General features: G+C 34.8%; 16 protein-coding genes. 14 read left to right on the forward strand and 2 right to left on the reverse strand.

Annotated elements, in window-relative coordinates:
* Positions 1-230 precede the first annotated feature (230 nt).
* Positions 231-965: a CPBP family intramembrane glutamic endopeptidase gene (locus FHP04_RS12985; protein ID WP_139856570.1), complete on the reverse strand. Its 735-nt coding sequence runs from the start codon at positions 963-965 to the stop codon at positions 231-233.
* Positions 966-1,146: 181 nt separating this feature from the next.
* Positions 1,147-1,365, reverse strand: coding sequence for a hypothetical protein (locus FHP04_RS12990; protein WP_139856571.1), 219 nt, complete (start codon positions 1,363-1,365; stop codon positions 1,147-1,149).
* Positions 1,366-2,017: 652 nt separating this feature from the next.
* Between FHP04_RS12990 and FHP04_RS13000 the strand changes: the two genes are divergently transcribed.
* From FHP04_RS13000 to ccoS, 14 genes are all read left to right on the forward strand, one after another.
* Complete coding sequence (locus FHP04_RS13000) at positions 2,018-3,580, forward strand: NAD(P)/FAD-dependent oxidoreductase (RefSeq protein WP_139856572.1); 1,563 nt, start codon at positions 2,018-2,020, stop codon at positions 3,578-3,580.
* A gap of 218 nt (positions 3,581-3,798) precedes the next feature.
* Positions 3,799-4,395: a thioredoxin family protein gene (locus FHP04_RS13005; RefSeq protein WP_139856573.1), complete on the forward strand. Its 597-nt coding sequence runs from the start codon at positions 3,799-3,801 to the stop codon at positions 4,393-4,395.
* Positions 4,396-4,582: 187 nt separating this feature from the next.
* The gene (locus tag FHP04_RS13010; protein WP_139856574.1) at positions 4,583-5,851 is read left to right on the forward strand and encodes an acetyl-CoA hydrolase/transferase family protein; all 1,269 of its coding nucleotides are present in this window, start codon (positions 4,583-4,585) and stop codon (positions 5,849-5,851) included.
* 97 nt (positions 5,852-5,948) lie between these two features.
* Positions 5,949-6,377 (forward strand): RrF2 family transcriptional regulator, encoded by a 429-nt coding sequence (locus FHP04_RS13015; protein WP_139856575.1) that lies wholly within the window; start codon positions 5,949-5,951, stop codon positions 6,375-6,377.
* A 102-nt stretch (positions 6,378-6,479) separates the two neighbouring features.
* Positions 6,480-6,914, forward strand: a complete 435-nt coding sequence (locus tag FHP04_RS13020) for an RrF2 family transcriptional regulator (protein WP_139856576.1) — start codon at positions 6,480-6,482, stop codon at positions 6,912-6,914.
* 86 nt (positions 6,915-7,000) lie between these two features.
* Complete coding sequence (locus FHP04_RS13025) at positions 7,001-8,812, forward strand: cbb3-type cytochrome c oxidase subunit I (protein ID WP_179951790.1); 1,812 nt, start codon at positions 7,001-7,003, stop codon at positions 8,810-8,812.
* An 11-nt stretch (positions 8,813-8,823) separates the two neighbouring features.
* Positions 8,824-9,837 carry a cbb3-type cytochrome c oxidase subunit II gene (locus FHP04_RS13030; protein ID WP_139856577.1) on the forward strand — a complete coding sequence of 338 codons (1,014 nt, stop codon included), beginning with the start codon at positions 8,824-8,826 and terminating at the stop codon, positions 9,835-9,837.
* 3 nt (positions 9,838-9,840) lie between these two features.
* A complete protein-coding gene (locus FHP04_RS13035) occupies positions 9,841-10,110 on the forward strand; it encodes a hypothetical protein (protein WP_139856578.1) in 270 nt (89 codons plus the stop codon).
* 3 nt (positions 10,111-10,113) lie between these two features.
* A complete protein-coding gene (locus FHP04_RS13040; protein WP_139856579.1) occupies positions 10,114-10,536 on the forward strand; it encodes a cytochrome C in 423 nt (140 codons plus the stop codon).
* A 422-nt stretch (positions 10,537-10,958) separates the two neighbouring features.
* Positions 10,959-11,423, forward strand: a complete 465-nt coding sequence (locus FHP04_RS13045) for a hemerythrin domain-containing protein (protein WP_139856580.1) — start codon at positions 10,959-10,961, stop codon at positions 11,421-11,423.
* Between the two features lie 149 nt (positions 11,424-11,572).
* Complete coding sequence (gene ric, locus FHP04_RS13050; RefSeq protein ID WP_139856581.1) at positions 11,573-12,295, forward strand: iron-sulfur cluster repair di-iron protein; 723 nt, start codon at positions 11,573-11,575, stop codon at positions 12,293-12,295.
* A gap of 126 nt (positions 12,296-12,421) precedes the next feature.
* A complete protein-coding gene (locus FHP04_RS13055) occupies positions 12,422-13,636 on the forward strand; it encodes a hypothetical protein (protein ID WP_246051433.1) in 1,215 nt (404 codons plus the stop codon).
* A 121-nt stretch (positions 13,637-13,757) separates the two neighbouring features.
* A complete protein-coding gene (locus FHP04_RS13060; protein WP_139856582.1) occupies positions 13,758-16,169 on the forward strand; it encodes a heavy metal translocating P-type ATPase in 2,412 nt (803 codons plus the stop codon).
* Positions 16,170-16,226: 57 nt separating this feature from the next.
* The gene (ccoS, locus tag FHP04_RS13065; RefSeq protein ID WP_139856583.1) at positions 16,227-16,454 is read left to right on the forward strand and encodes a cbb3-type cytochrome oxidase assembly protein CcoS; all 228 of its coding nucleotides are present in this window, start codon (positions 16,227-16,229) and stop codon (positions 16,452-16,454) included.

Consider the following 16,454-nt stretch of genomic DNA (forward strand, 5'->3'; position numbering starts at 1 on the left):
CCCTGGTTTGCAACCAGTCCTACCATAAAATACTGATTATTTTCCTTCCAAATTCGCGCGCTTTACTGATTTTTTAAATAACCTAGCAAGCAAGGGTTATTGCACACAACGTGTTTGGCTATGGTTTCGTTGCGTGAAAATCCGCGAGGATTTTCCGCCGTAAACCGAAGATAGCAAATTTGCGAGGACTTTCCGATAGGAAAGTCAAAAGCAATGAACTATAGCCAGTGTTACCTGCTGGTTTTTAATTCAGTTTGTTTTTTAAAAATCAAATAAGTTGCAAAAATTAAGAATAATCCAAATCCCATTAACATTATAGTCACTCTATATGAACTTAAATCAGCGAATCTTCTATCTAAAAATGGCGTAACAAAAAAGTAAATTAAATTATATGTAATATGGGTAAAAATAGTTAACCAAATATTATGTGTATTAAGATAGATGTAACCTATTACAAGTCCGCCAATAAAAGTAGGAAGTATGCCTGAATCGGTTAAGGTATGAGCAAGTCCAAAAATTACAGCAGAAACCCATAAAGCTTTTGTAAATCCTTTAGAATTAAATATCTTTTGAGCTATAATTCTACGGAAATAGAACTCTTCCAAGACACCTAAAATAACTATCAAAAATGATAATTGAGCTAATTCGGTTTTCATTCGATTACTTTGGCTAATCCATTCCCAGTCCAATAATTTATAGGCTAGTATAAGAAAAAAATGGTTGAATATGAAAAGACCTATAATCCCTGTTATGATTGGAAATAAATATTGAATCTTGAAAGTAGACTTCTCTTTTTTAGGGAGTAAACTTGGTTTAAAGTTGATTAAAAAAAGTCCTGCCAATATGATTGACATTATATTAACTATTCTAATTGTCCAAAAGTCAGTCAGTCCAGAGGCATAATGATAGCCAAAAAGTAAAATGAGTAAACTCAAAAATAAATTCAGATATAATCTCTTACTCATATTTAATTCTGTAGTCGATTTGTTGTCTGTTAAATTTTTAACTTGCAGGTAACGTCTCGTATAAAAACAGTGCGAGCGGGCGAGCGTGATTGTCCGCAGGACAATCGGGCGTTGCAAGCGAGCACGAACCTTCGATTTGAGACAGATTTAAGCATTGTTTTTATACATTGTTGTAACACGTCTATTTTTGAAAAATTAATGCTATTCCGATTATTACAAGCAGAATAGCAAATGCCCAAGAGTTAATCAGTCCTTTCCAACCTGCTGCACTATGGTCTTTCATTTTAAAGGATTCTTTTTTTGCAATCTTGTAAATCAGATAAGAAATTCCCAAAATCAGAAAAAGGCTTCCAACGTAAAATGGATATTCCGTTAGGTACTGGGTCAGTTTTTCTTTCATCTATGTAAACAGTGTTTTTATCATTCTCATCCGATGTGTTACAACACGTAAATATACGCAATTTAGTAAAATACCCCGAAAAACACCTAATTTTTTACTCAGCTACCAATACATAAGCCTTTATACAGTTTTTTCTATGCGTTATTTTGTATATCTTTAGGCGTATATCACGAATTTTCAGATGGTTTGATATACAAAATGACTAGTTGCAAATTGCGTGAAACTATTATAATTGTGTTGAAACTTTTTAAGTTTAAATAAAGAAATTATAAATTTTCACCTCAATAATTAGAAACTTGTATTTAAAGTATCTGAAACTAAAAATGCCCAACGCTCAGTGATTTGAATCAACAATCAAGATGCAAGAGCCAAGACAGTAGCCAAATTTCCCCCGTCCAACGACCAACGACCAAAGACCAACGTCCAAAGTCCAAAAACCAAAAACCAAAAACCAACGACCAAAGACCAAAGACCAAAGTCCAACGTCTAACGACCAAAGTCCAAAGACCAACGACCAAAGACAACCCCCAAATAACCCTAAATCTAAGACCCTAAAACCAGAATGAATGAAGTTTAAAACTTTGTGAAAAAAAATTTACTTGTAGGTATTTTTACATATAAAAACTGACGAATTATCACTTACCTTTGGCTCATGAGTATAATAGTACAAATTGCGGTTTCCCCACAACAGCTAGAGGATCTAGATTTTATTTTAGGACTTGCTTTAAAGAAGGAAAAACTTCGAAAAAAAGAAATTGGAGATTGGCGTATTCGCAAACGATCTATCGATGCACGCAATAGTCCGATAAAAATAAACCTTCAAATAGAGTTGTGGTTACTTGAAGAACTTCGCGAGCAAATACCACCCTATATTCCACAAAAGGTTCACAACGCCAAAAAAGTAGCAATTATTGGAGCGGGACCAGCCGGACTTTATGCAGCTTTACGATCGGTAGAAGCAGGGTTTAAACCTGTAGTATTCGAACGCGGTAAAGATGTACGTGAACGCAGAAGAGATTTGGCAATTATCAACAAACTTCAAAAAGTAAACCCCGAAAGTAATTATTGCTTCGGCGAAGGTGGTGCTGGAACATATTCCGATGGCAAACTTTATACACGAAGTAAAAAACGTGGCAATGTGCTTAAAGCATTAGAGTGGTTTGTACATTTTGGAGCAGATGAAGATATACTCGTAGATGCTCACCCACATATAGGAACTAATAAACTGCCAAAGATAATCGCTTCAATCCGGGAGGAGATTATAAAAAATGGGGGAGAGGTTCATTTTAATTCCAAACTTACCGATATTAAGATTAACGATGCCGCAATACAGGCTATTCAAATTAATAATGAAAAATGGTTTGAGTTTGATAATGTGATATTGGCAACAGGACATTCCGCTAGAGATATTTATTACTTGCTGCATCATAAAAACATTAAAATTGAAGCAAAAGGTTTCGCGATTGGCGTACGTGTAGAACATCAACAAACGCTTATAAATCATATTCAATATCAAAAAGAATACGATAACCCTTATTTACCTCCAGCTAGTTATAGCTTAGTAGAACAGGTAGATGGCTTTGGTGTATATTCATTTTGTATGTGCCCAGGCGGAATAATTGCACCTTGTGCCACCGAGCAAGACGAAGTTGTTACCAATGGTTGGAGCCCAAGTAAACGAAATAACCCTTATGCAAACTCAGGAATTGTGGTAAGTGTAAAACCGACAGACTTACCTAATTACAAAAAAGATGATCCATTTGTATGCTTAGATTTTCAGAAATATGTAGAAAAACGATGCTGGGAAGCGGGAGGTAAAACCCAAAAAGTCCCTGCTCAACGTATGATAGATTTTGTAGAAGGTAAGGTTTCTACCGATTTCCCAAAAACATCATACCAGCCAGGTATTGTTGCAGCCGATTTAAATGAAGTGCTACCAGCCTTACTCGCAGAAAAACTAAAAAAAGCTTTTGTTGCATTTGGCAAAAAGAAGAATGGGTATTACACTAATAAAGCCGTACTACACGCACCCGAAAGTCGAACATCCTCAACTATTAGCGTGCCTAGAGACCCAATTACACTAGAACACGTTGAAATTAAAGGTCTATATCCCTGCGGAGAAGGAGCTGGCTACGCCGGTGGAATAATTTCTGCAGCCATAGACGGAATTAATTGTGTTGATGCAATAGTGAGAAAGCAAGTAAGCACCGAATAGCCAAAATTCGAAATTAGAATCTAGAACAAAGAACCTAGAATCTAGACTCTCACCACTCATTTCCAGCATCTAGTATCTAGCATCTAGCGTCTAGCGTCTAGCATCTAACATCTAGCCTCTAGACTATCACCATTCACGTCTAAAAACTTAACATTTGACATTTATCATTCTTAATTAATTACCTAAGGCTTATTTTTGCATTCATTAAACGAAAAAATATGAAAGCATTATTAGAAAAGTCGATAAATAAAGCAATGGATTATACACAGTATAACATGCTTTTCAAACAATTGGTGGAAGAAGAAAGAACTACTGGTGAATTTTCCCAAATGAAGGTCGATTATACAAAACTAAACTTCAGCCGAACTAAAAGATTGGATAAAACTGCAAAGGTTTCGGAAGAGGCTATGGAGGTATTTAAAAGTGTTTCTAATAAACAAACTTGGCTTGTTATCACCGAACCTTGGTGTGGAGATGCAGCGCAAACACTTCCTTTCTTAAATAAAATCGCTCAAGAAGCTGATAATATCGATTTAAAAATTGTGCTTAGAGATGATAATCTTGAATTGATGAATCAGTTTCTTACTAATGGTTCGCAATCTATCCCTATTGTAATTATGATTGATGAGGATATGAATGTGCTTCAAACCTTTGGTCCGCGTTCAAAAGCAGCTACTAAACTTGTTTCAGACTATAAAGAGGAGCACGGAAAAATTGACGATGCTTTTAAAGAAATTATACAAGTTTGGTATAATAAAGACAAAGGTATTTCAATAGTAAATGACCTTGTAAATAGTTTGACTGTTAAAGCTTAAGTTAAGTAGGGACATCTTAGAACTAAGAATCTAGAGTCTAGAATCTAGACGGATTGGATAAACTAAAGTGACTGTAATCTCGATTTAATCTAACAGCAAAGCGGTCTTAGCTTTTTTAAAAAAAATCTGACAGATTTCATTTCAAAAATCTAATACATTATCAATCTTTGTAACAAAATAAAAAACCATGCAAATTGTATCTGCTCAAGAAGCTGTATCCATAGTAAAATCTAATAATCGCGTATTTTTTCAGGGCGCAGCAATGACGCCTAATTTATTGATAGACACTTTATGTGAGCGATACCACGAACTTAAAAACGTTGAAATTGTTCAAATTCACACTCACGGTGAAGCAAAATACACCGTTGAACCTTATACTCAAGCCTTTCGCCTAAATAGTTGTTTTGTAGGCGATAATGTTCGCAAAGGAGTAAATACCATGCATGGTGATTATACTCCAGTTTTCTTAAGTGAAATACACTTGCTGTTTAGAAGAGGTATTCTTCCTTTAGACGTAGCGTTTATTCAAGTATCTCCTCCAGACAGACATGGGTATTGTTCCCTAGGAGTTTCAGTTGATGTTACCTTACCCGCTATTCAAACTGCAAAACACGTAGTAGCCTTAATTAACCCGAATGTTCCAAGAACTCATGGAGACGGGATTATTCATATTAAAAAAATAGATTATGGCGTAGAGGTAAACACCCCGATATACGCCGCTACAATAGGCGAGCCTTCTGAAATTGAGTCTATTATAGGTAGAAATGTAGCCGAATTGGTGGAAGACGGTGCAACCTTACAAATGGGGATAGGTAATATACCTAATGCGGTTTTGCATAACTTAACCAATCATAAAAGGTTAGGAATTCACACCGAAATGTTTAGCGATGGGATACTTCCTTTAGTTGAAAGAGGGATTATTACAGGAGAAGAAAAAGTAATAAAAACGGGCAAGATTGTTACGTGCTTTGCAATGGGGACAAAAAAATTGTACGATTTTATAGACGATAACCCTAATATCCACTTCAAAGAAGCTGCATATACTAATGATACAGCAATTATTAGAAGCAATCCAAAAGTGACAGCTATTAATAGCGCGATAGAAATTGATTTAACAGGTCAAGTTTGTGCAGATAGTATTGGGATGTATCAGTATTCTGGAGTTGGAGGACAAATGGATTTTATTCGCGGTGCATCACTCTCGGAAGGAGGGAAGCCTATTATAGCTATGCCTTCTATCACCAACAAAGGTATTTCAAAAATAACTCCATTTTTAAAAGAAGGAGCAAGTGTTACAACCACTCGAGCCCACGTGCATTATGTAGTTACAGAGTACGGGGTAGTTAATTTATTTGGAAAAGGTATCGAACAACGCGCCAAAGAACTTATTTCAATTGCTCACCCAGATCATAGAGAAGCTTTGGAAAGAGAAGCTAGAGAAAGATTTAATCATTAAGAATGAGGTAATTAAATGAATTTAATTTAATATTTTTAATACATTTTTATATAATAATCAGTTTATATTCACTAAATTAGGGGAAATAATAAAAATTATGTTTTCCAAGGCGTGTGAATATGGAATTCGTTCGGTTCTTTTTATCGCTGAGCAATCTGAACAAGATAAAAGATCGAATGTTACTGAAATATCCAAAGCAGTAGACTCCCCAGAACCATTTACTGCAAAGATATGTCAGCAAATGGCACGTTCGGGAATTATACTTTCCAAAAAGGGGCCTAAAGGTGGGTTTTATATTGAAAAAGATTCTAAACTTACTTTAGCCGACATTGTGAGTTGTATTGATGGAGACAAAATTTTTAATGGTTGTTGCTTAGGTTTGCAATTTTGTTCATCTGAAAACCCTTGCCCAGTGCACGATGAATATTTGGTGATTCGCGAGGGATTAACTAGTATGTGTAAAAATAATACTGTTATTGAACTTGCCAGCAAAATCCGAAGTGGCGAAACTTTTTTAAAGATGTAACTTTCTATACATCGAATTCAAATAAAAGATATTATATTTAAATTCTGATAGCTTTATCAGAATTTAAATTTTTGTATACCTTTGCATTTCTAAAAATCAACAATGTTTTCAAAAGCCTGTCAATACGGAATTAAAGCATCAGTTTTTATTGCTTCACAATCTGCCATTGGTAATCGTGTAAGTTTAAAGGAAATAGCTGCTGGAATTAATTCTCCTGAGGCATTTACGGCTAAAATTTTACATCAATTAGCTAAAAATAATATTCTTCAATCCCTAAAAGGTCCTACAGGCGGCTTTGAAATTCCAGAGGGGAAAGCAGAGACTATTAAACTGAGCGATATCGTTTCAGCGATAGATGGAGATTCAATATACATGGGGTGCGCTCTAGGTTTTGATCATTGTGATGCACTTCAACCGTGCCCAATGCATGATAAATTTGTTGATATTAGAGACAACCTAAAACAAATGCTGGAAACTACCAGCCTGCATGAATTAGCAAATGGAGTAGACGTGGGATTGTCATTTTTAAAACGCTAAATATTTTTTTACTCCTATTTATGATAAAAAGGTAAGAAATTAAGAAATGAATTATACTATACCTCTAAAACAAATTTTAATATAAAATGAAAAAACTGAATTGGTTAATATTATTGGTTCTAGGAGTACTGCCTCAATTTGCAATAGCGCAAAAAAATAGTAGTATTTCAACAGAAAACTGGATGTCGAGTCCCGGCATTATAGGCACTTTCGTTTTAATTGCCATTGTTATGGTGGTTGCTGCAATAATTTTATTGGTGAAATTGAATTCTTACATAGATACATTAAAACGAAAGCAGCACGATAAAAATAGGTTGGCTTTTAATGATGATATTATTGCTATGGAGGAAAGTGAAATTGATTCCATACTCGAAAAAAGAAAAGCTGCGCTTAAGTATAAATTGTCTGGGAATGAGTTAGGTGGACATGATAATGCAGTGGATGAAAAAGGTATTATTCATCATATTGAAAACAAGCCGAGTAATGCTTTTTTTGACGAAAAGAAGAAAACAACACTAAGCATTGAAACTCCAGAAGCTTTAAAGAAAATAGTAATATATTATATAGGTGCAGCAGCTGTCTGGCTTATTTTAGGAACCCTAATAGGTCAATACCTAGGAATGAAGTTTGTTTGGCCAGAAATGGACAACCAGGCTTGGTTGTCATTTGGAAGATTACGTCCTGTACATACCAATATGGTGTTCTGGGGATGGTCTTCACTAGGGATGATTGGCTTGGGATACTTTGTAATAGCCCGGACTTCAAATACCGTAATCCATAGCTATAATATGGCATGGTGGGGATGGCGACTAATTAACGCCACAATTATTTTGGGAAGCATAAGTTTAATGGCCGGAATAAATAATGGGGGAGGAGAATACCGAGAATATATTTGGCCAATTATGCTACTCTTCGCAATTGCATTAATTATCACATTTATAAACTTCTATAAAACGGTAGCAAAACGTAAAATCTCCGAAATATACATTTCAAACTGGTTTATTCTTGCCGCATTAATTTGGACAATCGTACTGTCTGTAATAGGGTACTTACCATTTTATCAAGATGGTTTAGGGGAAACTGTTATTCAAGGATACTATATGCATCAGGGTGTGGGAATGTGGTTTATGACCTTTACCTTAGGTTTGGTGTACTACTACCTGCCGTCTTCCCTTAACAAACCTATTTATTCGTATTCCTTAGGGGTGCTAGCATTTTGGACACAAATGTTGTTTTACACCATGATTGGAACACACCACTTTGTTTTTAGTCCGTTGCCTTGGTGGTTGCAAACCGTAGCAATTGTTTTTAGTGCAGGTATGGCTATACCAGTAATTGCAGGTTCAACAAACTTTTTAATGACTATGCGTGGCAGTTGGAATCACATTTCTAAAAGTTATGTATTGCCTTTCTTTTTGGTTGGAACCATTTTCTATTTCGTGGGTTCGATGCAAGGGAGTCTTCAAGCCTTTAGATTTACAAATTTCGTTTGGCACTTTACCGATTTTAATGTTGCACATAGCCATATGACGATGTATGGAATTATAGCCTTTTTCTTGTGGGCGTGTATTTATGCAATTCTGCCAAAAATTACGGGAAAAGAACCGCCACAAGTATTGGTAGGAGCACATTTCTGGTTAGCGTTTTTAGGGCTTTTTGCTTATATGATTTCGCTAATGGCGGGAGGAACTTATAAAGGGTTAAGCTGGATAGAAGGCGAAGCTTTTATTGAATCGGTAATACTTATGAAACCTTATTGGGTTTGGCGAGCCATTGGTGGTTCACTAATGTTCCTTTCACATCTAGTCTTTGCTTATAATTTCTATTATATGGTAAAAAACTACCGGAGAGTGGGAACCGAAGTTAAGTCAAAATTAGTAGAAGAAATAACTGTTTAAATAGAAAAGAAATGCTCAATTTTCATAAAGAACATAAAAATTTAGTGCTTACGGCTGGTGTCGTATTTATAGCATTGAGTATAATGATAGCGATACTTCCTGCTTTTCAAATGCAGGAAACCGAACCTATTCCAGATCAAAAACCATTAACGGCTAATCAAGAAAGAGGCTTACAAATTTATGTTTCCGAAAACTGTATGGCTTGCCACACACAGCAGGTAAGAAATATAGAAATGGATAATGTTTGGGGCGATCGTCCTTCAATTCCTTCCGATTATTACTACAGCAAAAAACGAATGGATGTCTGGCGACAATCTCCTTCATTATTAGGAAGTGAACGTACAGGCCCAGATTTAACTAATATTGGTAAACGTCAACCGAGTGAAGATTGGCATTTACTTCATTTATACAATCCAAGAGCGGTGGTTTCCGAATCAGTAATGCCTTCTTACCCTTGGCTTTTTAGAGAAGTAGATAGTTTTATGATTGGTAATGATGAAAAGCCTCTAGCTATTCCTAAAGAGTTTTTTGATAAACCCGGAAAAAAAGTGGTAGCTACAAAAGATGCTCTACTGCTGGTTGAGTATCTAAAATCGCTCAAACAAACAGAACTTCCTGGTGAAAATATAGGAGAATTTATCCCAGCACTTCGAAAAATACAAGAAGAAGGAATGAGTGGTAATACCGCTGGAGGTGGTCTTGACGGTGCTAACTTGTATAAACAAACTTGTGCTGCTTGTCACCAAGACAACGGAAAAGGTATTGCAGGAGCATTTCCTCCTTTAGCAGGTAGTAAAATTGTAAACGATGAAGATCACGAAATGCTTATAAAAATAATTCTTCAAGGTTACGATGCTCGTCCAGATTACGGTGTTATGCAAGCGTTTGGTGATATATTAAACGACGCAGAAATTGCAGCCATAGCAACTCATGAACGCAGTAGTTGGGGTAATGACGCTCCCCCTGTATCGGAAGAAGATGTTAAGAAGATTAGAGAATATGTTTTAAACGAATTAAATAAATAAATAATGAAAAAGGCACTAACAATTTTTGCAGTTTTGTTTCTTCTAGGAAACCAAATTAGCTGGGCGTGTGATGTTTGTAAAAAAAATCAACCGTCTGGTTTTGAAAATATCACCCATGGTGCTGGGCCATCAGGCACATTAGACTATATAATTATTTGGGTGGGAATTGTAATTGTGGTTGCAACCTTATTTCTAAGTCTCAAATATTTAATAAAACCAAGGGAAAACAATCCAGATCACATCAAGAATATTGTTAAAAATGAAGGATTTTAAGCTATGGAAGATAATAGAATTATAAAAGTTTTTTTGGATGAAGACCCTAAACCTTTCGCATCTTTTGCACCTCCGGTAAAGGTTGTTTTGGACACCACGAAAATTCCAGATGGAAAACATACCTTGAAAATTGTAGCTAAGTCTTCTAGTGGGATTGAAGGCATTCGTGAAATTCCTTTTGTAGTGCGAAACGGTCCCGCAATTTCTGTTGTAGGCCTTAAGGATAATGAAACAGTAGATACTCAAGTACCTTTAATTATAAATGCGTACGGAAGTGAAACGAATGACTTTTTTGTTATTAAAGGTTCTGAAACTCCAAAGGCAATACCTGCTTGGGTATGGGCGCTTTTAATTGCATTTTTTGCATTCGGTCTGTTTTATCTAATTATGTATTGGAATCCAGATTTGTATAAATCGTTCTTTTAAGATAAATCTATGAAAGCTTACTTGCGTGCTATTAGTGTCTGAATTGAAAAGCCAATTTTAAAAGAGTCATCATTTAATACCGGGTTCTTGAATTTCTTTAAAGGAATGTATCCAAAAACAATTTAAAATGAGCTATATTCATCGTTTTCTCACACTGTTTAGTTCAACATCGAAAGTAAAGCCTAAACTAAAATTAGTTGATGAAAGTTGTGTTTTTAGTTGGGACTATCAGGAATACGATTAAATAATCCATTCTCGGCCGAAGGATAAACAGATATTTTAAAAACCATCGAGATAAGTATGTAAAAGTTGGTAAATTTATGGTAAATCGCATGTATGGTTTTAAAATTAAAAATGAATAATTGAGCGCTGTTCAGAATGTGGCGGCAAACAAAATAAATATATAGAAAACCTTTAATTTTATGGAAAAGAAGAAACCTATTAAACGTCATATTGCTTTGCAACCTTTAAGTAGGCAACATCATTTTGGCTTATTGTTTAGCTGGAAAATTCGAAAAGGATTTCAAAATAATATTGAAATAGGACGGATGCAGGAATATGCAAAATGGTTTTATAAGCACGAAATAACACCGCATTTTCATGATGAAGAAAAATACGTTTTTCCTATTCTAGATAAAGAAAATGAACTTATTGAACGGGCTTTAAAAGAACACAGACGAATTAAACGTTTGTTTAATGATACAAAAGATCCTGAAAAATCACTCAGTAAATTAGAGGAAGAGCTAGATGCTCATATTCGTTTTGAAGAACGAATTCTTTTTAACGAAATTCAAAAATTTGCAACAGAAGCTCAACTTGCTAAAATTGAAGAAATCCATAGCGATTTAAAAAAAACACCCGACTATCACGATCCCTTCTGGGAGTAAAAAACTACCCTTTAATTATCAATAATATAAAAAGATTTAGCGTTTTTTGTATATTCTGACAAAATTGTCATAATTATGATTTAAGTCATACTTTGTTCCCTTTATTCTACTGAAATTTGTTTTATTAAATAAACATAAATAACAATGCCATGACAACACTTCAAGATAAAACAGTAGCAGATGTAGTTACGGAAAATATTAAAGCCGCTCACGTCTTCAAAAAATATGGAATAGACTTTTGCTGCGGTGGAGGGGTAAGTATCAAAAAAGCATGTGAAAAAGCTGAAATTGATCCTGTTTTAGTAGAAACAGAAATACTTAACTTAGAAAATATAAAAGACCGAGCTTTAGATTTTAACAGTTGGAAACTTGACTTTCTAACCGATCATATTATAAATGTTCATCACGGTTATGTGGAAGAAAGTAGCCCTTTATTACTTCAGTATTCGCATAGAGTAAATCACGTACACGGACATCATTACACCGAATTAGCCGAAATAGAATCCTTAGTAAAACAAGTGGTTCAAGAATTGGCAGCACACATGAAGAAAGAAGAATTAATTTTATTCCCATTCATTAAAAAACTTGTAAAAGCAGAACGTGAGGGTACAGAAGTTCCTCCAATACATTTTGGAACTGTTGAAAATCCTATTAAAATGATGGAGGCAGAACACGAAGAAGCAGGTGAAATTCTGCGTAAAATAGCTAAATTAAGTAACAACTTTACGCCGCCTCAAGGTGCGTGTAATACCTATAAAGCGTTTTATTCAAAACTAGAAGAATTTGAACAAGACTTACACCAACACGTACATTTAGAAAATAATATCCTTTTTCCGAAAGCATTAAAACTGGAAAAGACATTAAAAAAATAATTGAGAAATTAGTAAAATAGAACTATCACTGAAAAATAATTAGTTTGTTTTTAATACAGTTCGGAAGATTGACAAATAAGAATGTTTAACGTCAAACTCCGAACTGTTTTTTCTTAATTTTACAGCTTGATAAATTTAAAAAAACATATTGGCGTTGCGCTTGCTTATTTCCTGCTAGTAGCTCTAATGGGAGTATTGTTACGGTTATTCTTTGTCACCCCTGTTCAGCTTAATTTTAAGTACATACTTCACGCACATTCTCATACAGCTTTGTTAGGTTGGATTTATTTAGGATTAACAACTTTAATCTATAAAATTTTCCTTTCCGAAGCAGAAAAATCCAAGTTGTATAAGCGCATTTTTGTATTTACGAATATCTGCATATTAGGGATGCTTGTAACCTTTCCCTTTCAAGGCTATGCACTGTATTCAATTATATTTTCAACACTATTTTTGTTTGCTTCCTATTGGTTTACCTGGTTTGCGATAAAAAACATCCCAGAACATTTTAAGCATCGTTTTTCTTGGAAACTTGTAAAAGCTTCCCTTTGGTATTTGGTGTTTTCAAGTATAGGTCCATGGGCTATCGGTGGAGTTATGGCTACCTTAGGCACAGAATCCATATGGTATAAAACATCTATATATTTCTATCTTCACTTTCAATACAACGGTTGGTTTATATTAGCGCTTTTAGGGATTTTGTTCTATATACTTGAAGAAAAATCAGTTGTTTTTAAAGCAGAACAGTTAAAATCAGTATTCTTTCTCCTGAATTTTGCTGTGATATTTACCTTATTTCTATCAGTACTTTGGTTTGAACCGCCTAAAATTATTTATGTGTTGGGCTTAATTGGTGCTGTTGCGCAAATTCTAGCCTTTTATGAGTTGTATATACTTCTTAAAAAGCAGTGGAGTTTCTTAATTAAAAGTTTTTCTCGTCGAGGTCTGTTGCTTTTTAAAATTGCAGGAGTTTTGCTAGTTGTAAAAGTATTCATGCAGTTCTTTTCTGCTTTTCCTTATATGGCAGATTTGGCTTATCGGCTTAAGGATTTTGTAATCGGCTATTTACACCTAGTTTTTCTAGGGATTGTAATTCCTTTGATGCTCGCCTTTTTAAATTATTTCCGTCTGCTTAATATTCCTAAAAGCTTCTTGTGGTTTTTCTTAGTGGCTTTTATCACTACAGAGGCTTTAATATTTTATAAAGCTTTTGCATTTTGGCTAGGCCTACCTTTTTTTCAGAACTATTACATTTTACTCGCCATTTTAAGTTGTCTTTTTCCAATAGCCGTAGGGATTTTATTTTTCAATCAAATTAAAAGTTTTTATCTTTCTACCTAAATCAATTTAAATTGAATGATTATATATAGCAAGCTTTAATTATAAAGCTGATAATTATCATTTATATAGATATGAGGCTTTGCGATATTTGCCCTTAAATTAATGCGAAAATTTTACCCTAATGGTTAACTGTTTCCACTGTGGCGATGAGTGTCGCGACGACGTGATCACACACGACGAAAAGTCCTTTTGTTGCCACGGATGTAAGACGGTTTACGACATTCTACACGATAGCGATTTAGGTTACTATTACGATATTGAAAAAAATCCAGGAATTTCTCCCAACGAAATCGCGGGAAAATTCGATTTTTTAGACAACCAAACCATTGTTGAAAAACTACTAGAATTTAACGATGGTAAAATGCAAATTGTCTCATTTGTAATTCCTTCAATACACTGTAGTAGCTGTATCTGGATACTGGAAAATTTAAATAAACTCAGTCCTTCAGTAACTTCATCTCAGGTTAATTTCCCTGAAAAAACAGTTCGAATTTCTTTCTCTTCTGGGGAAGATGCCCTTAAAAACTTAGTAATTTTATTAAGCCGAATTGGCTATGAACCTTATATCTCTTTAGACGATTCGGATAAAAAAGATAAAAATGTAGACCGCAGTTTAATTTTTAAACTAACAGTGGCTGGATTTGCATTTGGAAATATAATGTTCCTTTCACTTCCAGAATATTTTGAAGGATCTGAATTTTGGTTAGACAAATTCAAACCCTTCTTTCGATGGTTGATGTTTGCCTTCTCGCTTCCAGTAGTTTTTTACTCTGCAAGCGGATATTTTATTTCAGCTTATAAAGGACTTCGTTCTAAAATCCTTAATATCGATGTACCCATTGCCCTGGGTGTCGCCGTGCTTTTTATTAGAAGTACTATAGATATTGTAATGGACTGGGGAACTGGTTTTTTCGATAGCTTGGCAGGACTTCTTTTCTTTTTATTACTTGGGAAATTCTTTCAGCAAAAAACCTACAGCTATCTTTCCTTTGAACGCGATTACAAATCGTATTTTCCAATAGCAGTTACCCGACTGTTTAAAAACCCTGAAGGTAATACCGTTGAAGAACAAGCCGAAGTTTATAAAGTTGAAAAAGGCGATCGCTTGTTGATTAGAAACAATGAAATTATCCCTGTAGATGCCATTTTGATAAAAGGAAATGCCTTAATCGATTACAGTTTTGTTACGGGTGAAGCTGAACCAATTTCCAAACAAAGTGGCGACAAGCTTTTCGCTGGAGGAAAACAACAGGCAGGAATTATTGAAGTTGAGGTTTTAAAACCTGTTTCTCAAAGCTACTTAACGCAATTGTGGAGTAACGATGTTTTTAGCAAGGATAGAACAGGAGTTTTCGAATCGCTTACAGACAGTATAAGTAAACGCTTTACAGTAACGCTGTTGACTATTGCATTTATTGCAACAATTTTCTGGATGGTTGTAGATCCTTCAAAAGCATTTAATGTGTTCACTGCTGTACTAATTGTAGCTTGTCCTTGTGCTATTGCTCTGGCTGCACCATTTACACTAGGAAATGTGCTGCGTATCTTCGGAAGAGAAAAACTGTATTTAAAAGAAGCTTCAGTAATTGAACAAATGGCAAAGTTGGATACCGTAGTATTCGATAAAACCGGTACGCTAACTACCAATCAAAAAAACTTAATCACCTATGAAGGTGTAGCACTCACCGAAGAAGAACAAAAATTACTTACAAGTACACTTCGAGCTTCTAGTCACCCCTTAAGTCGTTCCCTATACAGCATTTTAGATAAAAACGATATTCAAACCTTAGATGAATTTGAAGAAGAAGTAGGGAAGGGGATTTCAGCCTCGTATAATGACAATTCTATAAAAGTAGGTTCTTATGAATTTGTCGGAGATTCTAGCGATTCTATAGACGAGATTAAAAATAAAACTACTGTTCATATAAGCGCAAACAAAGTCTATAAAGGGTGCTATGTTTTTAATAGTGAATATAGAACTGGAGTAGCCGATGTATTTGAGCAAATAGGGAAGGATAAAGAAGTGATTGTTCTTTCAGGGGATAATGAAGGTGAACGTGAACGTTTGGAAGCAATGTTGCCGCAAGGTGTTAAGTTATATTTCAACCAAAAACCGAACGATAAATTAAATTTTATAAAATCATTACAACAAGAAGGCAAACGAGTGTTAATGATTGGCGATGGATTGAATGATGCCGGGGCGTTAAAACAGAGTGATGTTGGCTTTGTAATATCCGAAAATACCAACGTTTTTTCACCCGCTTGTGATGGAATACTAGATGCGTCTAAATTCGATAAAATTCCAGACTATCTCAACTTTTCTAAGAAAGGGGTACAAGTAATCAAATGGGCTTTTGTACTTTCCTTGTTTTACAATCTTATAGGAATTTCATTTGCAGTAACCGGACATTTACTTCCCGTTGTTGCTGCTATTTTGATGCCTTTAAGCTCTATTAGTGTGGTGGTGTTTACAACCGTTACCACTCAATCTATAGGTAAGAAATTAAGAATGAGTATAAATAAGAAAAGCTGACGATTGTCATGTTTTGGTGATGATTGTGATAATATTTTTGAATTTAATATTTAAGAAATGACGATAATTTACATGCTCTTGGCGCTCAGTCTTTTAGTTGCGATTATCTTTTTTGTACTGTTTATATTTTCAGTAAGAAAAGGGCAATACGACGATACCTATACGCCATCTGTACGAATGCTTTTTGACGATGAGCTTGTAAAAGAAAATGCCGAACTAACAGGAGATAATGCCGGAAAAAAACTGAATAAAACTAAAGTAAATTTAACCAATCCAGATAAATAA

Source organism: Aequorivita sinensis (assembly GCF_006346335.1).
In the GTDB taxonomy this organism is placed as follows: Bacteria; Bacteroidota; Bacteroidia; order Flavobacteriales; family Flavobacteriaceae; genus Aequorivita; species Aequorivita sinensis.